This is a genomic window from Streptomyces sp. NPDC058955, from assembly GCF_042741435.1.
Lineage (GTDB): Bacteria > Actinomycetota > Actinomycetes > Streptomycetales > Streptomycetaceae > Streptomyces.
The window spans coordinates 19,926-39,018 of the sequence record NZ_JBHYKM010000023.1; the positions used below are offsets into that span (position 1 = coordinate 19,926).

17 protein-coding genes are annotated in these 19,093 nt (G+C 74.4%); 7 read left to right on the plus strand and 10 right to left on the minus strand.

What is annotated here, in order from left to right; all coding sequences use genetic code 11:
* Nucleotides 1-20: 20 nt before the first annotated feature.
* The 3 genes from ACFW1I_RS12010 to ACFW1I_RS12020 form a co-directional block, all read right to left on the minus strand.
* Nucleotides 21-1,172 (minus strand): glutamate--cysteine ligase, encoded by a 1,152-nt coding sequence (locus ACFW1I_RS12010; RefSeq protein ID WP_384669046.1) that lies wholly within the window; start codon nt 1,170-1,172, stop codon nt 21-23.
* Nucleotides 1,173-1,335: 163 nt separating this feature from the next.
* Nucleotides 1,336-2,220, minus strand: a complete 885-nt coding sequence (locus ACFW1I_RS12015) for a lytic polysaccharide monooxygenase (protein ID WP_384669048.1) — start codon at nt 2,218-2,220, stop codon at nt 1,336-1,338.
* A 226-nt stretch (nt 2,221-2,446) separates the two neighbouring features.
* Nucleotides 2,447-3,280, minus strand: coding sequence for a lysozyme (locus ACFW1I_RS12020; RefSeq protein WP_384669050.1), 834 nt, complete (start codon nt 3,278-3,280; stop codon nt 2,447-2,449).
* Nucleotides 3,281-3,565: 285 nt separating this feature from the next.
* On the opposite strand from ACFW1I_RS12020, the gene ACFW1I_RS12025 reads away from it, so the two are divergent.
* Nucleotides 3,566-4,093, plus strand: coding sequence for a MarR family winged helix-turn-helix transcriptional regulator (locus tag ACFW1I_RS12025; RefSeq protein WP_384669103.1), 528 nt, complete (start codon nt 3,566-3,568; stop codon nt 4,091-4,093).
* A gap of 24 nt (nt 4,094-4,117) precedes the next feature.
* Here the strand turns inward: ACFW1I_RS12025 and ACFW1I_RS12030 are convergent, their stop codons facing one another.
* Nucleotides 4,118-4,900, minus strand: coding sequence for a hypothetical protein (locus ACFW1I_RS12030; protein ID WP_384669051.1), 783 nt, complete (start codon nt 4,898-4,900; stop codon nt 4,118-4,120).
* Between the two features lie 359 nt (nt 4,901-5,259).
* Here ACFW1I_RS12030 and ACFW1I_RS12035 point away from each other — a divergent pair, with 359 nt between their 5' ends.
* From ACFW1I_RS12035 to ACFW1I_RS12055, 5 genes are all read left to right on the plus strand, one after another.
* Nucleotides 5,260-8,244 carry a nitrate- and nitrite sensing domain-containing protein gene (locus ACFW1I_RS12035; RefSeq protein WP_384669053.1) on the plus strand — a complete coding sequence of 995 codons (2,985 nt, stop codon included), beginning with the start codon at nt 5,260-5,262 and terminating at the stop codon, nt 8,242-8,244.
* Nucleotides 8,241-8,753, plus strand: a complete 513-nt coding sequence (locus ACFW1I_RS12040; RefSeq protein ID WP_384669054.1) for a roadblock/LC7 domain-containing protein — start codon at nt 8,241-8,243, stop codon at nt 8,751-8,753. Before ACFW1I_RS12035 ends, ACFW1I_RS12040 begins: the two co-directional genes overlap by 4 nt.
* Nucleotides 8,754-8,758: 5 nt before the next feature.
* Nucleotides 8,759-9,166 (plus strand): DUF742 domain-containing protein, encoded by a 408-nt coding sequence (locus ACFW1I_RS12045; protein ID WP_384669104.1) that lies wholly within the window; start codon nt 8,759-8,761, stop codon nt 9,164-9,166.
* A gap of 70 nt (nt 9,167-9,236) precedes the next feature.
* Complete coding sequence (locus ACFW1I_RS12050; RefSeq protein WP_384669106.1) at nt 9,237-9,863, plus strand: ATP/GTP-binding protein; 627 nt, start codon at nt 9,237-9,239, stop codon at nt 9,861-9,863.
* A 38-nt stretch (nt 9,864-9,901) separates the two neighbouring features.
* Nucleotides 9,902-11,137, plus strand: a complete 1,236-nt coding sequence (locus ACFW1I_RS12055) for a styrene monooxygenase/indole monooxygenase family protein (protein WP_384669055.1) — start codon at nt 9,902-9,904, stop codon at nt 11,135-11,137.
* On the opposite strand, the gene ACFW1I_RS12060 is transcribed toward ACFW1I_RS12055, so the two are convergent.
* From ACFW1I_RS12060 to ACFW1I_RS12075, 4 genes are all read right to left on the minus strand, one after another.
* The gene (locus ACFW1I_RS12060; RefSeq protein WP_384669056.1) at nt 11,110-12,429 is read right to left on the minus strand and encodes an NlpC/P60 family protein; all 1,320 of its coding nucleotides are present in this window, start codon (nt 12,427-12,429) and stop codon (nt 11,110-11,112) included. The two genes, ACFW1I_RS12055 and ACFW1I_RS12060, sit on opposite strands and share 28 nt — an antisense overlap.
* An 89-nt stretch (nt 12,430-12,518) precedes the next feature.
* Nucleotides 12,519-12,848 (minus strand): hypothetical protein, encoded by a 330-nt coding sequence (locus ACFW1I_RS12065; protein WP_384669058.1) that lies wholly within the window; start codon nt 12,846-12,848, stop codon nt 12,519-12,521.
* 37 nt (nt 12,849-12,885) lie between these two features.
* On the minus strand, nt 12,886-13,608 hold the full coding sequence (locus ACFW1I_RS12070) for a TetR/AcrR family transcriptional regulator (RefSeq protein ID WP_384669059.1): 723 nt from the start codon (nt 13,606-13,608) through the stop codon (nt 12,886-12,888).
* Nucleotides 13,609-13,709: 101 nt separating this feature from the next.
* Nucleotides 13,710-14,645, minus strand: coding sequence for a diiron oxygenase (locus ACFW1I_RS12075; protein WP_384669061.1), 936 nt, complete (start codon nt 14,643-14,645; stop codon nt 13,710-13,712).
* Nucleotides 14,646-14,816: 171 nt separating this feature from the next.
* Between ACFW1I_RS12075 and ACFW1I_RS12080 the strand changes: the two genes are divergently transcribed.
* A complete protein-coding gene (locus ACFW1I_RS12080; RefSeq protein ID WP_384669062.1) occupies nt 14,817-15,938 on the plus strand; it encodes a ferritin-like domain-containing protein in 1,122 nt (373 codons plus the stop codon).
* A gap of 106 nt (nt 15,939-16,044) precedes the next feature.
* Here ACFW1I_RS12080 and ACFW1I_RS12085 read toward each other — a convergent pair whose 3' ends face one another.
* Nucleotides 16,045-17,694 (minus strand): penicillin-binding transpeptidase domain-containing protein, encoded by a 1,650-nt coding sequence (locus ACFW1I_RS12085; RefSeq protein ID WP_384669064.1) that lies wholly within the window; start codon nt 17,692-17,694, stop codon nt 16,045-16,047.
* Nucleotides 17,691-19,082: an FtsW/RodA/SpoVE family cell cycle protein gene (locus ACFW1I_RS12090; protein ID WP_384669066.1), complete on the minus strand. Its 1,392-nt coding sequence runs from the start codon at nt 19,080-19,082 to the stop codon at nt 17,691-17,693. The genes ACFW1I_RS12085 and ACFW1I_RS12090 overlap by 4 nt, the downstream gene beginning before the upstream one ends.
* Nucleotides 19,083-19,093: the final 11 nt, after the last annotated feature.

Consider the following 19,093-nt stretch of genomic DNA (forward strand, 5'->3'; position numbering starts at 1 on the left):
ACCGGGGGCCTCGCCCGTGCTCAGGCCGGGGTCGTACGCCGCACGGCCTCGACGATCACCGAGGCCAGCGAGGGGTCGCCGGCGTGGGAGGCCCGCTGGAGGTCCGCCCCGGTGCCCCGGGCGAGCAGCCGCTCCACGCCCGCCTCGGCGCGCTCCCGGTCGCCCGCGTCCTCCAGGGCGGGGCGGACGTGGTCGAGCAGGGTGTGCAGCACCTCGCCGGCCGGGGCCGGCCGCCAGCTCCGCGGGTCGAGCAGCTCGCCGCCGAGCCCGTACCGGCTGGCCCGCCAGGCGGCGAGCCGCAGCACCACCGTCGACACCGGGTCGGGCAGCCGCCCCCGTCGCCAGTCGCGGGCCGCGGTCTCCACCAGCGCGCGGCTCAGCACCGCGAGCAGGACGGTGTCCTCCACGTCCAGGCAGACGTCGCCGACCCGGATCTCCACCGTCGGGTAGCGGCGGGAGAGCCGGGCGTCGAAGTAGACCATGTGGTCGTCGACCAGCACGTCGCTGGCGAGCATCTCGCGGGTGGTCCGCTCGTACGCCTCCACGTCCCCGTACAGCTCGCTCGGGCCGGACATCGGCCAGCGCTGCCAGAGCTGGTGGCGCCAGCTCGCGTAGCCGGTGTCGACGCCCTGGAAGTAGGGGGAGTTGGCGCTGAGCGCGAGGAGCGGGGCGAGCCACGGGCGGATCCGGTCGAGCACCGCCACCCCCTCCTCGGGCGAGCCGAGGTGGACGTGGACGTGGCAGGCGCAGGCGTACTCCTCGTCGACGAGGTGGGCGTACCGGTCGTGGATCCGCCGGTAGCGGTCGTCCGGGGTGAGCAGGGGGCCGAAGTCCACGGGCGGGGTCGCGAGGGCCGCGACCGCCACCCCGGCCTCCTTGGCCGCCGCGGCGGCGGCGAGCCTGGCCCGCCGCAGCTGGTCGGCGAGCTGGGGGGTGGTGGTGCAGGGGGCGGTGCCGATCTCCAGCTGCTCGGCGTACAACTCGGGCTTCGCCGGTTCCAGGCCCTCGGTGCGCGGCCCGGCGTCGGCGTGCCAGGCGGCGATCTCGGTGACGGTGCCGGCGACGGGCTGCGGGAGCCCGGTCTCGGGATCGACCAGGAGGAGCTCCTCCTCCACCCCGAACGTGCGCAGCCCTTCCCCGCGGTGGTAGATCCACCGCTGCTGGTTCCGCATGGAGCGCTCTCCTTCACGGGCGGACGGTGGTGCGCTGACGGGCGTTCGAACGTGCTTTCTCCAAGGGTGTCCACGAACGTCCCGTCTTCCACCCGTCCTCGCACAGATGGCGCGAAAACGCCCCCCGGAGGTGGACTCCGGGGGGCCAGGCGGGGGAGTCCGCCTAGGAGGCGGAGGAGCCGCGGCGGCGGCCCAGGAGCAGGCTGCCCGCGCCGAAGACGGCGAGCGCGCCCGCGCCGGCCAGGGCGAGCGGCAGGGGGGAGCCGGGGGCGGCGGTGGCCTCGGCGGAGAGCGCCGGCGGCTGCTCGTCGCCGCCGTGGCCCGCGTGGCTCACCGTGGACAGCTCGGCGCCGGCGGCCAGTTCGGCCTCGGTGGGCGCCTCGGCCTTCAGCGCGGTGGTGGTGGCGGCGGCCGTGCCGAAGGTGACGTCCGAGCAGCTGTAGAACGCCTCGGGGCTGTCGTTGCGCTGCCAGACCATGTAGACGACGTGGCGGCCGGTGCGGGCCGGCAGGGCGCCGGTGAAGGAGTAGTAGCCGTCGGTGGCGGTGCGGGTGGTGTTGTACACGGCGACCGGGGTGGCGTCGAGGTCGGACCACTTGAGCGGCTGCGTCGGGTCGAAGCCCGCCTTGGTGACGTACATGGTCATCGTGCCGGAGTGGGCGGCCGTGGCGCGGATCTTGAAGCCGAAGGCGCCGGCGCTGACGGCGGTGGCGGGCCAGTCGGTGCGCGCCCAGTCGAGGGCCCGGTACTTCTCGCGGTTGGCCGAGCAGAGCTTGCCGTCGGGGATGAGGGCCCGGTGGTTGCCGTCGGCGTTGGCGATGTTGACCTCGTTCCAGTCGTAGAGCGGCTGGGTGCCGGAGTCGGCGACGAGGTCCTTGCAGACCTGCGAGTCGGGGCTCTCGGGGCCCTCGGCGTAGCAGGCGGCGACCCGGCTCACGGGGTTGAAGACGGCTCCGTGGGCGGCGGCGGTGGTGGGGGTGAGACCGACGAGCGCGGCGGCGGCGGACAGGGCGGCGACGCCGGCGGCGGTGCGGCGGGTGGACGGCATGCGAGGGCTCTCTCTCGTGCGTGGGGGAGTACGGAACGAGCAACGCGCGCGGGGCGCACGGAAGTTGAAACCCGGGCGACCGGGGTAGAGACTCGCATTGGTCCATACCAATGGGCAAGGGGGTGGGCGGAAAAAGCCCCTGAGCACGCGGAACGGCGGCCCCGGGGGAGCCGCCGCTTCCCCGGAACCGCCGTGTGTCGTGTTCTTCGCGCGCGCTGTGCGCGCGTCAGCCGTTCGCGAGCGCCTGGACCCGCGAGAGGTCGCCGTTGAAGTGGTTGTGGTCGCCGACCGTCGGGCCGGACGAGGTGTACTGCCACATCGTGTAGTACGGCCAGCCGGCCGGGAGTTCGCCGACCTCGGAGGCGTACCGCGCGATCCACAGCGGGTTGGTCGAGGCGAAGCCGGAGTAGTTGCCGGTGCACTGCTTCCACCAGCTGGTCGCCGTGTAGATGACGGCGTCGCGGCCGGTGCGGGCCTTGTACCGGTTGAGGAAGTCGCGGATCCAGGTGACCATCCCGGACTGGGTCTTGCCGTAGCAGGTGGCGCCGTACGGGTTCCACTCGATGTCGAGGACGCCGGGGAGGGTCTTGCCGTCCTTGGACCAGCCGCCGCCGTTGTTGACGAAGTAGTCGGCCTGGGCGGTGCCGGTCGTCGTGTCCGGGGTGGCGAAGTGGTACGTGCCCCGGATCATGCCGACGTTGTACGAGCCGTTGTACTGCTGCGTGAAGTAGGTGTTCTTGTAGTACGTGCCCTCCGTGGCCTTGACGTAGGCCCACTTCACGCCGCTGTTCCAGAGCGTGGACCAGGCGACGTTGCCCTGGTGGCTGGAGACGTCGACGCCCTCCGTCCAGGTGGCGAGGGTGGAGACGCCGCCGGAGTCGGTGACGCCCCGGCCGTCGTGCTTGAGGACGCCCATGCCCATGTGGGCGGTGCCGCGCGCGGGGACCGAGGCGCGGGCGCCCGGGTCGACGGCGCCGGCCTGGCCGGCGAGGGGCAGGACGAGGGCGGTGGCCGCGAGGCCGGCGAGCAGGGTGGTGGAGACGGATCTGCGCACACGCATGGCGTGACTCCCGAGGGGGCGATGGGGGTGGTGTGGACATGTCAGTCACGTGCTCGACGGCGACTCTACGCACGTAGACAGCCGGGGTGGAAGAGGGCCTGGGTTCCGCCGTTGGTCTACTCCTGCGAAATACTGAAGGAGCTGCGGCGATGCCCGCCGGAGCGGGAAACTTTCAGCCGACGAAACACGCGTGGGAGGTGCGGCGTGCGCGCAGGCGGTACGGCCGGTGAAGACGGCGTCACCCCCGGGGAAACCCCCGGCGACCCCGGCGCCGGGGCGGCCGGAATCGCCGGAGCCGGGGCGGCCGGAACCGCCGGAGCCGGTACCGCCGGGGCCGCCGGCGGCGGTTCCCTCGGTGGCCTCTCGTCCGAGCGCGCCCCCGCCGAGCGGGAGTTCCTCGCGCTGGAGCGGGAGCTCGCCGTGTTCCTGCGCCGCGCCCGCGCCCAGTCCGGCGAGATGGCCCGCGAGGTCCACCCGGAGCTGGAGTCCTCCGCGTACGGCCTCTTCGTCCGGCTCGACGACGCCGGACCCCAGCGCGCCACCGAACTCTCCGCCTACTTCGGCGTCGGCAAGGCCACCATGAGCCGCCAGTTGCGCGCCCTCGAACAGCTCGGCCTGGTCGCCCGCGACCCCGACCCCGCCGACGGCCGCGCCTCCCTGGTCCGGCTCACCGACGAGGGCCGCGACCGCTTCCGGCACGTCCGCGACGCCCGCCGAGAGCGGTACGTCCGCAAGCTCGCCGACTGGGACCGCGCCGAGGTCGCCGAACTGGCCCGGCTGCTCCACCACTTCAACCAGCGCTCGGAGGGCTGAACCGGCGGGGCGCCCCGGCCGGGGTCAGAACGCCACGTACACGCCCGTCGCGTCGTCGTGGGTCTTCCACCGGTGGACGCCGCCCGCCGCCGCGTCCGCCGTCTCCAGCGCCCGCACCCGCTGGAGCAGCCCCGCCGGGCCCTCCTTCGCCAGGACCCGGGCGCACTCCGTCCAGTCGCCCGCGCCGAACAGCTCCACCCAGCGGCTCGCCCCGTCCGTGAGCGCCGCCAGCGCCCGCACCTCCGCCAGCGGGGTCGTACCGGTCACCGCCCGCTCCGCCACCGAGGGGTCCGCGGCCGCCGTGAAGAAACCGTCCTCCCGGTTCCGCAGCCGGTCCGTCGCCTCGTGCGAGCGCAGCACCTCGCGCGGGATCCGGTCCAGCCGGTCGTCCCGCACCGCCCGGACCGAGCCGTCCGGCGCCTGGAGCAGCAGCACCGAGTCGGAGAGGACGAGGTGGTCCACCGCCTCCGCGTCCCACCGCGCGAGGACCACGGTCGCCTGAGGCGTACGGGCGTGAGAAAGGTCACAGGTGTCCGCGTGGAGCTCCGCGGTGCGCCGGATTGCCAGGGACAGGATCTCGGACAGCGTCAGATCGGCACGGGAAGCGGACAGTTCGGTCAAAGCGCCGCCGAGCCGCGCGGTGAACCACGGCACCGTGTGCACACAACCGTCATCACCCCGGGGAGGGGTCACCCCGTCCAGGAGGACCAGCGTCCCCCCGTCGCCCGAGGCGGGCAGAGCTGCGGCGGCCCAGTCCTCGTTGGGGCGTTCGGGGCTGCCGGGGAGGGTGGCGACTTCGCTGCGCATGATGTCCAGTGTGCCCGGCTCGCGCGCGCTCTTCACAACACCTGCAAAGGGCCGAAAATGGCCTGTACCAACCAGCGGTGGCCCGTCCGGACGGCGGAACCGTCAGCTCCGGCGAGCTGCGGGCGGGCATCCTGCCAAAGCCCGCCCCGAAGATCCAGCCGGGGCCCCGCACACGCCCCTGGCGGCGGCCACCGGAAGTTGTTCGCCAACTCAGGAGTGTTGTTCACTCGTTCGGGTGGCGGAGCGGCCGATGCCCGTCCCCTGCCGAGAAGCGCTGGAATGGTCGGAAGCCGTACCAGGGGTGGGGGCGGAACCTCGTGACCGGCCGTCACCTCTGCTGTGTGGCGGACGAGTCAAGAATGCGAGCACCGGTGCAGAAGAAGCGGCCTCGGAGCATGAACGGCGCGCGGAGCCAGACCCCCGGTGAGCCGCCGGCCCCCGGCACCCCGTCGAACACGGGAAGCACGCCGTCCGCCGGAACCGGAGCCCCGGCCGGCACCGCCGCGCCCGCTCCCGGCGCGCCCGCGCCGACCCCCGGCGGCCGCACCAAGCGCGTCCGCAACCGTCTCGTCGCCGGTGTCGCCCTCGTCGGCGTCATCGTCCTCGGCGCCGGCGCCCCCGCCGTCCTCACCGCCTCCACCGAACTGAACGAGTCCCGGCGCCTGGTGACCCTCGCCGAACTCGACCGGCAGGCCGTCACCCTCGCCCACTCCCTCGCCGACGAGCGCGACGAGGTCGTCGCCTTCGTCGCCGCCGGCCGCGACGAGCAGACCGGCCCGAAGAAGGACCGGCGGACCCTCACCCCCGCCAAGTCCACCCGGGTCGACCGCCAGATCGACGAGATCCGGTCCGCCGCCCCGGACGCGCTCCGCCGCGAACTGGCCGGCATCGCCTCCGTCCGCCGCGCCGCCGTCACCGGCAAGGGCACCGCCCTGGAGGCCCACAAGGCGTACAGCGACGTCATCGCCAAGCTCCAGGACCTCGCCGAGGAGCTCGCCGAGCGGACCCCGCCGCGCGCCACCGACCCCGGCGTCACCGGCACCGGCCGCGCCCCCGCCGACCTCGGCCGCGCCGTCGAGCAGGCGTCCGCCACCCGCGGCCTCCTCCTCGCCGCGCTCGCCGTCCCGCAGCCCGAGCCCAGCGGCGACCTCCACTACGACGCCACCACCGGCACCTACGTCGCCGACGAGCCGGAGGGCAAGGAGGAGGCCGAGCGCGCCCGCGACCAGCTGAGCGCCGCCGCCCAGCAGGCCCGCGTCCGCGAACTCGCCGCCCTCGGCGACTTCGACCGGTCCGCCGGACCCGCCGCCCGCGACTCCCTCGCCGCGACCGTCGCCGGACCCGAGGTCAAGACCGCCGAACAGGCCCTCGGCCGGCTCACCGACCAGCCCACCCTCTCCGAGGCCGAGACCCGCACCTCCCCGTCCGGCCTCGACGCGGCGCTCTCCGCCCGCGTCGAGCAGATGCGCGGCGTCGAGTCCGCCCTCGCCGCCAAGCGGGTCGAACGGCTCACCGCCCTGCGCGACGACGACGTCACCGCCCTCGAACTGCGCCTCGCCTTCCTCGGCGGCTGCCTGCTGCTCGCCGTCGGCGTCTCCACCTACGTCGCCCGCAGCCTCACCCGGCCGCTCGCCGTGCTCCGCCTCGGCGCCGCCCGGCTCGCCGGCGCACCGGACCCGGCCGCCGAGGAAGCCGTCCGCTTCACCGGCCGCAACGACGAGTTCGCCCAGGTCGTCCGCTCCCTCAACACCCTCCACGGACAGCTCGCCGCCCTCGCCGCCCGCACCGGCCGGCTCACCGACGAGCGGGCCGGACTGGTCGCCGCCCAGGAGGCGGCCCAGGCCGAACTCGCCGCCCAGCGCGCCGAGCTCCAGGGCCGGATCGCCGTGCTCACCGCCGACCTCGAACGGCTCCGGGGCACCGTCCAGCACACCTTCGTCAACCTCTCGCTGCGCAGCCTCGGCCTCGTCGACCGGCAGCTCGGCGTCATCGAGAAGCTGGAGGAGCGCGAGCAGGACCCGGACCGGCTCGCCACCCTCTTCAAGCTCGACCACATGGCGACGGTCATGCGCCGCCACAGCGAGAACCTGCTGGTCCTCGCCGGACACGAGCACGTCCACGGCCACACCGGCCCCGTCCCGCTGGTCGACGTGCTGCGCGCCGCCGTCAGCGAGATCGAGCGGTACGAGCGGGTCACCATCCAGTCGCTGCCGCCGCACGCGCAGCTCGCCGGCTTCGCCGCCGACGACCTCAGCCACCTCGTCGCCGAACTCCTGGAGAACGCCACGGCGTTCTCCCCGCCGGACGCCGAGGTCCAGCTCTCCGGCTGGCTCCTGGAGACCGGCGAGGTCATGCTCTCCGTGCAGGACTCCGGCATAGGGATCCCCGAGCACCGGCGCGCCGACCTCAACGCCCGCCTCGCCGCCGCCGACCCGGAGGCGTTCGAGGGCGAGGGGCTCGGCATGCGGGTCGTCGCCCTGCTCGCCGCCCGCCACGGCGTCGGCGTCGAGCTGCGCGAGCAGAAGCCGGGCGGCACCGCCGCCGTCGTGGTGCTGCCGCTGCCGCTGCTGCCGACCGCGCCGCCGGCCGCCGTCCCCGAGCCGGTACGGATCGCCGGCACCGGCACCGTACCCGTGCTCAACCTCCCCGGCTCGGAGGCCGAGGCCAACTCGAACGCCCTCCCGTCCCGCAGCCGCGACCCGCTCGTGGAAGCGGCGGAACGCGCCTTCCGCGAGGCCGAGTCCGAGCAGCCCGCCCCGGAGCCCGAGCCCGAGCCCGAGCCGGCGTACGAGCCCGAGCCCGAGCCGGAGCCGGCGTACGAGCCCGCCCCGGAGCCGGCGTACGAGGCCGAGACCACGGCCTACGCGCCCGAGGCCCCGGCCTACCAGCCCGAGGCGCCCGCCCCGGAGCCGTACGAGCCCGTCGGGACCGCCGAGCGGCAGCCCGTCGAGTCCGTCTCCGAGACGACACTCCAGGTGCGGCTGCCCGACCCGCCGCCCGAGCCGGACCGCCACGAGCGGGCCGCCGAGCCGCCGGTCACGCCCGTACCGGAGCAGGCCGGGCCCGTCGACGACCCGCAGGTGCCCGGACCGCGGCCCGCGCAGTGGGAGCGCGTGACCGACAAGGGCCTGCCCAAGCGGACCCCGCAGGTGGTCCGCGCCCCCTCCGCGCCCACCGCCCCCCGCCAGGGCTCGGTGGACGCCGAGGCGCTCCGCCGCCGTCTGGGCGGCTTCCACCGCGGCGCCGTGGCCGGACGCCGCGACGTCGAGGCGGAGATAGCAGCAGGAAGCACCGCGCGCACAGAGGAGATGACGGGGGACACAGTCGAGGAGGCACGCAGTTGACCGCCACGGGAACGAGCACCACGAGCACCACCGGCACGTACGGACCGAGCACGGAGGCCCGCAACCTGCAATGGCTGCTGGGCAACCTCGTGGAGGAGGTGCCCGGCGTCCGCTCGGTCGCCGTCGTCTCCTCCGACGGGCTCCTGCTGCTCTCCTCCGACCCCGACGAGCGCCCGGACCCGGCCGCCGACGCGGCCGCCCGCCCCCGGGGCCCGCGCGGCTCCAGCGCCGACCTGGCCACCATCGTCTCCGGCATCGGCAGCCTCACCGTCGGCGCCGCGCGGCTCATGGACGGCGGCGGGGTGAAGCAGACGATGGTCGCCATGGAGGACGGCAGCCTCTTCGTCATGTCGATCAGCGACGGCTCGCTGCTCGGCGTGCACGCCACCCCCGACTGCGACATGAGCGTCGTCGCCTACCACATGGCGCTCTTCGTGGGCCGGGCCGGACACGTCCTCACCCCCGAAGTCCGCAGCGAACTGCGCAAGTCCATGGAGAGCTTCCAGTGACCTCGCTGACCGCCGCCGCCCACCGGCTGCCCGTCCGCGGCGAGGGGCGGCGCCCCGCGCGCGTGCGCCCGTACTCGCTGACCGGCGGCCGCACCCGGTTCGGGCACGTGCTGCTCGTCGAGACCTTCGTCGCCGCCCTGGAAGCGCCGATCGCCCGCAAGGTCCTCACGGACGGCGGCCCCGGCCCCCGCGGGCTGATGCCCGAGATGCGGGCCATCGTCGAAATCTGCCGCCGGATGCGGACGGTGGCGGAGATCTCGGCCCTCCTCAAGATGCCGTTGGGTGTCGTCCGGGTGCTGCTCAGCGACCTGGCCGACCAGGGAAAGATCCGTGTGTACGGGACCGGTCACGGCACCGGCCAGCCCGACCGCGCGCTCCTCGAAAGGGTGCTGAGTGGACTCCGTCGTCTCTGACGCCACCGCCGTCGACACCGCCGTCGACACCCCCGCCGCCTCCCCGGCGGAGACCGTCCCCACCGCCGCCATCCCCGCCCAGCCCGGGCCCGCCACCGGGGAACCCGACCCCGAGGACGGCGCCCAGGACTGGCAGCTCGACCACACCCGCGCCCCGATCGCGACGAAGATCGTGGTCGCGGGCGGCTTCGGCGTCGGCAAGACCACCTTCGTCCGCGCGGTCTCGGAGATCACCCCGCTCCAGACCGAGGCGCTGATGACCCGGGCCAGCGAGGAGACCGACGACCTCACCGCCACCCCGGACAAGCTCACCACCACCGTGGCGATGGACTTCGGCCGGATCACGCTCGACAACGACCTGGTGCTGTACGTCTTCGGCACCCCGGGCCAGCAGCGCTTCTGGTTCATGTGGGACGACCTCGTGCGCGGCGCGATCGGGGCGATCGTGCTCGCCGACACCCGCCGGCTCACCGACTGCTTCCCCGCGCTCGACTACTTCGAGAGCTGCGGCCTGCCGTACGTCGTCGCCGTCAACCACTTCGAGGGCACCGAGAGGTTCGAGCCGGAGGACGTCAGGGACGCCCTGACGATCACCCCCGAGGTCCCCGTGGTGATCATGGACGCGCGCAAGCGCTACAGCGTCGTCGAGACCCTGCTCGCCATGGTCGAGCACGCGCTCTCCGCGACGCCCGAGTAGCCGCCCCCACCTCCCCGTTCTCGCCAGGAGCTCCACCCATGCGGAAGATACTCATAGTCGGCGCCGGACAGTCCGGTCTCCAGCTCGCCCTCGGCCTCCAGTCCCACGGGTACGAGGTCACCCTGATGTCGAACCGGACCGCGGACGAGATCCGCTCCGGCCGCGTCATGTCCACCCAGTGCATGTTCGACACCGCGCTCGGGCACGAGCGCGACCTCGGCCTGAACTTCTGGGAGTCCCAGGCCCCGAGGATCGAGGGCCTCGGCGTCTCCGTCGCCGGCCCCGAGTCCGCCCGTCTCATCGACTGGGTCGGCAAGCTCGACGGCTACGCCCAGTCCGTCGACCAGCGCGTGAAGATGGCCGGCTGGATGGAGACCTTCGCCCAGCGCGGCGGACAGCTCGTCATCCACGGCGCGGCCGTCGGCGACCTCGACTTCTTCGCCCGCCGCTACGACCTGGTGCTCGTCGCCGCCGGCAAGGGCGAGCTGGTCTCCATGTTCGGCCGCGACGCCGACCGCTCCCCGTACGCCGAGCCGCAGCGCGCGCTCGCCGTCGCGTACGTGCACGGCCTCGGCCCCCGCCCCGAGCACCCCGACTTCGACGCGGTCCGCTGCAACATCGTGCCGGGCGTCGGCGAGCTCTTCGTGATGCCGACCCTCACCCTCGGCGGCCGGGCCGACATCCTCTTCTGGGAGGGCATCCCCGGCGGACCCGTCGACGCCTTCCAGGGCGTCAAGGACCCCGCCGAGCACCTGGCGCTGACGCTGGAGCTGATGGAGAAGTTCCTGCCCTGGGAGTACGCGCGCGCCACCCGGGTCGAGCTGACCGACGCCGGCGGCACCCTCGCCGGCCGGTACGCGCCGACCGTCCGCCACCCGATCGGCCGGCTCCCCGGCGGCGGCCTGGTCCTCGGCGTCGCCGACGTCGTCGTCGCCAACGACCCGATCACCGGCCAGGGCTCCAACTCGGCGTCCAAGTGCGCCGCCGCGTACCTCGCCGCCATCGTCGAGCACGGCGACCGGCCCTTCGACGAGGAGTGGATGCGGTCCGCGTTCGACCGCTACTGGAAGACCGGCGAGCCGGTCACCAAGTGGACCAACGCCATGCTGGCCCCGCCGCCGGAGCACGTCCTCAACCTGCTCGGCGCGGCCGGACAGCTCCAGCCGGTCGCCGACCGCTTCGCCAACGGCTTCGACGACCCGGCCGACTTCGAGCACTTCTTCTTCGACCCGGAGAAGGCGTCCGCCTACCTGGCCTCGGTCGCCGGAGCCTGACCTCCGCCGCCGGACCCCGTGTCGTACCCCTCGTCCGAGCCCTCCCGGGCACCCTCCGGGAGGACCGGCGGGGTGTACGAGGCCAGGGCCGTGCCGCCGGGATCCGGCCGTACGGCCCCGAGCAGCGGGTTCGCCGCGACGGGGGAGACCTTCACCCGCCCGCCCGGACGCGGGGCCTGCACGACCAGGCCCTCGCCCAGGTAGAGGGCCACGTGCGTGGCGCCCGGGAAGTACACCACCAGGTCCCCGGGGCGCAGCTCGTCCAGCGCCACCCGGGGCAGCCGCGCCCACTGCTCCTGGCTGGTGCGCGGGATCTCCCGGCCGGCCGCCGCCCAGGCCCGCTGCGTCAGCCCCGAGCAGTCGTAGCTGTCCGGGCCCTCGGCGCCCCACTCGTACGGCTTGCCCAGCTCGCCGACGGCGAAGGCCAGCGCCTCCGCGCCCGCCCGGGACGGGGTGAGGGCGGGGTCGAGGACGCCGGAGTCGAGGAGTTCGCGCTGGGCTCCGGCCGTCTGGGTCCGCTCCAGCTCGGTCAGGCGCGCCAGCTGCTCGGCGGAGAGCGAGGCGAGCAGCCCCTCGACCTCGGCGAGCTTCCGCCGCACCTCGTCCCGCCGGGTCCGCTGCCGCGCGGCGAGCGTCTTCTGCCGGCCGAGCGCGGTGCGGGAGGCGGTGGCCAGTGCGGCGGCCCGGCGCTCGGCGGCCTGGAGCCGGGGCACGGCGGAGGCCCGGTCGCGGGCCGTGCGGTCCATCAGATGCCGTGCGTCGAGGGCCGACTGGGGGTCCGGGGCGAAGAGCAGCCGCAGCGGGGACGCGTAGCCGGTCCGGCCCTGGTACTGCTCCCGGGCCAGCCGCCCCGCCTCGGCCCGGCCCCGGGCGAGCGCGGTGCGGGCGGTCTCCAGGTCGGCGGTGACCCGCCGGGTGTCGGCGTTCTGGAGCCGCAGCGCCTCCTCGGCGGCGTTGAACCGCTCCGTGGCCTCCTCGGTCTGCCGGTAGAGGGTGCGCAGCCGGGTGAGCAGCGTCGCCACGGAGTCCCCGCCGGGGGGCGCGAGCGCGGCGGCGTCGTCGGCCTCCGCGGCAGGAGCGGCTTCCGCCTCCGGTACGGGCTCCGGCACGGTGTCGGGGTCCACCGGGCCGACCGGTTCCGCCGCCGGGTCCGCCCAGGCGACGGGCGCCGATTCGGCGGGCGGATCCGCCGCGGGCTCGGGCGGCACGGGCACGGCCGCCGCCGTGCCGGTCAGGGCCGTCAGCGCGGCCAGCGCTCCCGTACAGACCGTGCGCAGCAGCCTTCGCGACACGTCACCACCACCTCCAGAGCGGGCTCCGGAGGCATCATGGCGCGTCGATTCATCCGATTACCGTACGAAGCGGGGCGCGCCCTCCCGGCTCACCCGTTCGGCTCTCCGCCGGGCGCACCGGGCTTGCCGGGGCCGTCGGGCTCGTCGGGCCGGGGGCTCGGCTTGGACCACGGCCACTTCAGCTCGCGCCGCTCGCGGCCCTCGGGGGCGTACTCGTAGACCCAGCCGCGCTGGAGGCCGAGCCGCTTGGTGTGGCCCGCGGGCTCGCGCCGGTACGTGTACAGCACGGGCGGCCGGCCGTCGTGGGCCGGCACCGGCACCTCGTACCACTTCGGCGGGTGGCCGGTCGCGCCGAGCAGGATGGGCAGCACCCGCCCGTCGAGCGGGCCGCCGCGGAAGGGGGTGTTCTCGCTTCTCACCCCACCAGTCTCTCCCGGCCGCCCCCGGCGCGGGCGGTCAGAGCAGGTGCGCCGCCTCGCCGGCGAGCGGCACCAGACGGCGGGCGAGACCGGCGACCGGGCCGTCGGGGGTCTCCTGGGCGAGCAGCCGCCGGACGACCGCCGCGGTTTCCTGGTCGCTCGCGGAGCTCGCCACCAGGAGCGCGACGAGGTGGTCGACCAGCCAGTCGCGCAGCGCGCCGGCGTCCGGCCGCTTGCCGTCGCCGAGCCAGAGGAGGGAGGCCGCCTCGACGGCCGCGATCCAGGTGCGGACCAGCATCCCGAGCCGCCCGCCCGGCCGCTCCACGCCCAGGTGGAGGAAGATCTGCCCGGCCGCGGCCCGCCGCACCTCGTCCACGATCGCCGCGGTGTGCGCGGTCTCGACGACGCTCCCGCCGCGCAGCAGCGCGCTGAAGCCGGCGTCGTGGCCGTCCACGAAGGCCAGGTAGCGGTCGAGGACCCGGCCGAGCCGCTCGGTGGGCGGGCCCTCCGGCGGCTCGGCGAAGCAGCGGTTCAGGGCGTCGGCGGAGGAGCGCAGGGCGGCCTCGTACAGCTGCTGCTTGCCGCCGGGGAAGTAGCGGTAGACCAGCGGCCGGGAGACCCCGGCGGCCTCGGCGACGTCGTCGAGCGACACGTCCTCGGGGGCCCGGTGCGCGAAGAGCCCGAGCGCGGCCTCCAGGAGCTGGCCGCGCCGCTCCTCGACGCTGAGCCGGCGGTACGCGGGGGAGGCGGCGCTCGTCATGCCCGCAGCGTAACCCCGGTACCGTCCGCTCCGGCGCCCTGGCCGGAACCCGCCCCTCGGCGGCCCCTGGGGCCCTGGCCGGAACCCGCCGCCTGCGTCCCTCAGGCCAGCAGCCCCGACGAGCGCCACAGCCGGCGGCCCGGGCCGCGCAGCACCCCGATGTCGTCGAGGAAGTCCGTCAGGCGCCGGGCGCCGGACTGCATGACCTCCCGCCGGTGCCCGCTCGCCCGCACCTGGGCGACCGCCTCCCGCCGGTCCAGGCCCACCGCGTCGTACACCGCCGGATTGACGAAGCAGGTGGAGAAGACCCGGGCGGCCTCGCCGCAGCTGAGCCGGGTGAACTCCCGCTCCCAGCGCGGCGCCGTCACCATCTGGCGGCGCAGCTCCTCGCGGGCGTACCGCACGTGCCGGGCCTCCTCCACCACATGGATCCGGGTGACCCCGCGCACCAGCGGCTGGACCCGCTCGTCCGGGAAGGTCAGCCGCTGCATCCAGTCGAGGATCTCCTCGCCGAGCAGGGTGGCGGCGAAGGAACCGGGCGTGGTGGAGACGGTCTTCAGGACGCGGGCGAGGTTGTGGTAGACCCGCGGCACCGGGTACTCGCCGGTCCCGCTCTTGCGGATCAGCCGGGCGAACATCATGGAGTGGCGGCACTCGTCGGCGATCTCGGTGAGCGCGTACCCCACGTGATGGCTGGTCAGCGACTTGTCGTAGATGTGCCGGACGAGCAGCTGCATCAGGATGATCTCGAACCAGATGCCCAGCGAGGCGAGCGAGGCGGCCTCGTGGCGGGAGAGCGCGATCCGCTGCTCCTCGGACATCCGGTGCCACAGCGGGGTCCCGTAGAGCGAGACCAGCTCCGGCGGCCAGTACCACTTCCCGTCCTCGAAGGGCGCGTCCCAGTCGAGTTCGGCGTCGGGGTCGTGGGAGTGCTTGCGGGAGGACTCCAGGAGCCGTTCGGCGAGCCGCTCGCGGTCGCGGAGCGGCCCCAGCGCGTCCCGCAGCAGGGTGAGGTCGGGCTCGGTGAAGGGGCTCATGGCGAAGACACCTCGTGGGCGGAGGGTTCGGGTTACCGTCGGTCACTCGCTATCAGACTGCCCGTCAGCAAGCCCGTCAATCCCTTCCGCACGACTTGTTGACGCTTCGTCCAGCAACGTGTGAGCCTGCTGACGACGGCTGACGTGCCGTCAGGCCGGAAGGAGTGGTCGATGTCGACGCACGAGCTCTACGTGAACCCGCCGTCCGGACCCGGCCGGGAGATCCCGGCCACCGGAGAGGCCCGCTTCTCCTGGGAGTACGACATGGCCGAAGCCGGCCGTGACCGGCTCCTCGCCCTCTACCAGAAGGGCAAGGACAAGCAGTGGGACGGCGCCCGCCGCATCGACTGGGACCTCCAGGTCGACCCGTACGACCCGCTCGGCACCCCCGACGAGACGCTCGCCCTGTACGGCACCCGCCACTGGGCCAAGCTCACCGAGAAGGACAAGGGCGAGCTGCGCCGCCACTACGCCTCCTGGAACTTCAGCCAGTTCCTCCACGGCGAGCAGGGCGCCATGGTCTGCGCCGCCCGGATCGTCGAGTCCGCGCCCGACCTCGACGCCAAGTTCTACTCCGCCACCCAGACCATGGACGAGGCCCGGCACGCCGAGATCTACGGCCGCTTCCTCCACGAGAAGATCGGGATGCTCTACCCGATCGACGACCACCTCCAGGCCCTCCTCGACGACACCCTCCGCGACTCCCGCTGGGACATGCCCTACCTCGGCATGCAGGTGCTCATCGAGGGCCTGGCCCTCGCCGCCTTCGGCATGATCCGCGACACCACCGACAAGCCGCTGCCGAAGCAGATCCTCGCCTACGTCATGCAGGACGAGGCCCGGCACGTGGCCTTCGGCCGGATGGCGCTGCGCGACCACTACAAGCAGCTCACCGACGCCGAACTGCGCGAACGCGAGGAGTTCGTCATCGAGGGCTGCTACCTCATGCGGGACCGGCTGCGCGGGGTCGAGGTCCTGGAGAACTTCGGCGTCGGGCGGAAGGAGGCGGAGGAGTTCAGCGAGCGGAACGAGTTCCTGCACCTCTTCCGGAAGCTGCTGTTCAGCCGGATCGTGCCCTGCGTCAAGGACATCGGCCTCTGGGGCGAACGCCTCCAGAAGGCCTACCTCGACATGGGCGTCTTCGACCTCGGCGACTCCAACCTCGACCTGCTGATGACCCAGGACGAGGAGATCGCCGAGCGGCTGGACGCGGAACGCTTCGCGGCGGAGGAGCGCGAGCGGGTCGCCGAGGTGGAGCGGGCGATCGAGGACGGCGCGGCGGAGGAGGACTGACGGTCCGGGGTCCGCGCCGCCGTGACGCCCGGCCGCCCAGCGCGGCCGGCCCGAGGGGCGGGCCGGGGGAGCCGGCGGGCGCGGGCCGGGAGGGCCGGCGCGCCGATCAGCCCGTACCGCTCGCTCCGGGCGCTCCGCGAGGGCGGGCGGGGGGAGAGGGCGGGGCGTCCGCCGGCGGGGTGTCGGTGGGGCGTGGGCCCGGGCGAGTGCCCGGGGCGCCCCGGGGGCGGGGCGGGGACGCCTGCTCCGTCGCTCGCGCGCCCCGCGCGCCCGGCGCGCCGGACGCCCGGGCCTCCGCCTCCAGGCGCAGCGCCTCCCGCATCACGTCCCGGGCGATCGGCGCCGCGCTGCCGCCGCCGCTGATGTCCGTACGGGACGCCTCCGCGTCCTCCACGACCACCGCCACCGCCACCGCCGGCCGGCCCGAGTCCTCCGCCTGCGCCCAGGCGATGAACCAGGCGTACGGGGTCCCCGTGTTGCCGAGGCCGTGCTGCGCGGTGCCCGTCTTGCCGCCGACCCGGGCCCCGGGGATCGCCGCGTTCGCGCCCGTCCCCTCGTCCACCGCCCGCACCATCAGCCGCTGGAGCTGGAGCGCGGTCGACGGGCTCATCGCCTGCCGGTGGGTGCGGCGCGGGGTGCGGTCCACGGTCGTGCCGCCGGAGGTCGTCGTCCGGTCCACCAGGTACGGCTGCGCGATCTCCCCGGTGTTGGCGACCGCCGCCGCCACCATCGCCATCTGGAGCGGGGTCGCCGTCGTGTTGAACTGCCCGATCGACGACAGCGCCAGCTGGTCCGGGCTCATGTCCCGGTCGAAGTTGGACCTCGCCACCCAGGACGGCACCCGCAGCGTCGCGTCGTCGAAGCCGAACCGTTCCGCCGCCTCCACCATCCCGGCCAGTCCGACGTCCACGCCGAGCCCGGCCATCACCGTGTTGCAGGACCACTGGAGGGCGTACGCGAGCGAGGCGTCCTCGCAGCCCCGGGCCTCGTTCGGCAGCACCTGCCGGGTGCCGGGCAGCACGAAGGGGTCCGGGGTGTCCGTCGGCGCGTCCACGTCCCGCACCACCCCCGAGTCCAGCGCCGCCGCCGCCGTCACGATCTTGAAGGTGGAGCCGGGCGGATAGGTCTGCCGCAGCGCCCGGTTGAGCATCGGCTGGTTCGGCGAGGTGGTCAGCCGGGTCCAGGCGTCCTTCACGTCCGGGCCGGTGCCGGAGAGCACGCCCGGCTCGTACGAGGGGGAGGAGACCAGCGCCAGGATCCGGCCGCTCGACGGTTCGAGCGCGACGACCGCGCCGCGCTTGCCGTCGAGCCCCCGGTAGGCGGCCTCCTGCATCGGGGCGCGGATCGTCGTCACCACGTCGCCGCCGGGGGAGCGGCCCCGGGTGAGGTCGTTCCACAGCGGCAGCGGCGCCAGCATCGGGTCGGTGCCGGCGAGGATCGCGTCCTCCGCGTGCTCGACCATCGTGGTGCCGTACGTCTGGGAGGCGTAGCCGGTCACCGGCGCGTACAGCGGACCCCGGCGGTAGGTCCGCTCCCAGCGCAGCTGCTGGCCGCTGTCCCGGGAGCCGGTCACCGGCTTCCCGTCGACGACGATCGCGCCGCGCGGCTCGGCCCAGCGGGCGATGGCGCCCCGCCGGTTGGCCGGGTTCGCGTCCAGCTCCCCGGCCTCGACCAGCATCACCCGGGCCGCGTTGACCAGCAGCGCGACGAGCAGCAGCAGGCAGAGCGCGGCGGCCCGCCGGATGTACCGGATCACCGGCCGGCCTCCACCCGGGCCAGCTCGCCGGTCTCGGCGGTCTCCGGCTGCGGGGCCCGCGCCGAGTCGCTGACCCGGATCAGGAGGGCGACGATCACCCAGTTGGTCACCACCGACGAACCGCCCTGCGCCAGGAACGGCATCGCCATGCCGGTCAGCGGGATCAGCCCCATCACCCCGCCCGCGATCACGAAGACCTGGAGCGCCACGATCGACGCCAGCCCCACCGCGAGCAGCCGCCCGAAGGGGTCCCGCAGCGCGAGCCCGGCCCGGTAGCCGCGCGCCACGAAGAGCGCGTACAGCAGGAAGAGCGCGGTCAGCCCGACCAGCCCCAGCTCCTCCCCGGCCGTCGCCAGGATGAAGTCCGACTTGGCGGCGAAGCCGATGAGGACCGAGTGGCCGAGACCGAGGCCGGTGCCGAGCATCCCGCCGGCGGCGAAGGCGAAGAGCGACTGGGCGAGCTGCCCGGGCCCGTCCCCGGCCCGGATGGAGGCGTACGGATCGAGCCAGTCCTCCACCCGGCCGTGCACGTGCGGTTCGACGGAGCCGATGAGGAAGGCCCCCGCGCCGGCCAGCAGCAGCCCGATCGCGATCCAGCCGGTGCGCCCGGTGGCCACGTACAGCATGATCACGAAGAGGCCGAAGAAGAGCAGCGAGGTGCCGAGGTCCCGCTCCAGGACGAGGACGCCGACGCTCAGCAGCCAGATCGCCACGATCGGCCCGAGCACCCGCCAGGTGGGGAACTGGAACCTCCAGATCCGGCGCCCGGCGTACGCGAGCGCGCTGAGGTTGGCCGAGAGGTACGCGGCGAAGAAGACCGCCAGCAGGATCTTCGCGAACTCCCCCGGCTGGAAGGAGAGCCCGCCGATCCGGATCCAGATCCGGGCCCCGTTCACCGCCGGGAAGAAGATCGGCAGGATCATCAGGGCGAGCGCGGCGGCGACGGAGACGTACGCGTACCCCTGGAGGGCGCGGTGGTCGCGCAGCACGAGGACGACCACGATGAACAGCGCGACGCCGAGCGTCGACCACACCAGCTGCGTGGTGGCCGCCTGGTCGCGGGGGGTCTCCAGGTCCAGCCGGTAGATCAGCACCAGACCGAGCCCGTTGAGCAGCAGGGCGATCGGCAGCAGGAGCGGATCGGCGTACGGGGCCCGGAACCGCACGGCGAGGTGCGCGAGCAGCGCGAGGAGCCCGAGCCCCGCCCCGTACCGGGCGGCGTCCGGCGGCACCGCCCCGTCGTGGGCCAGGCCCACCGAGGCGTAGCCGCAGACGGAGATGAGGACGGCGCCGAGGAGCAGCACCAGCTCCACCCCGCGCCGCTTCGGACCCCGGACACCGGGCGGCGGCGCGCCCGGGGGCGCGTCCGTGGTCCGAGGTGCGGTCATGGTCGGCAACG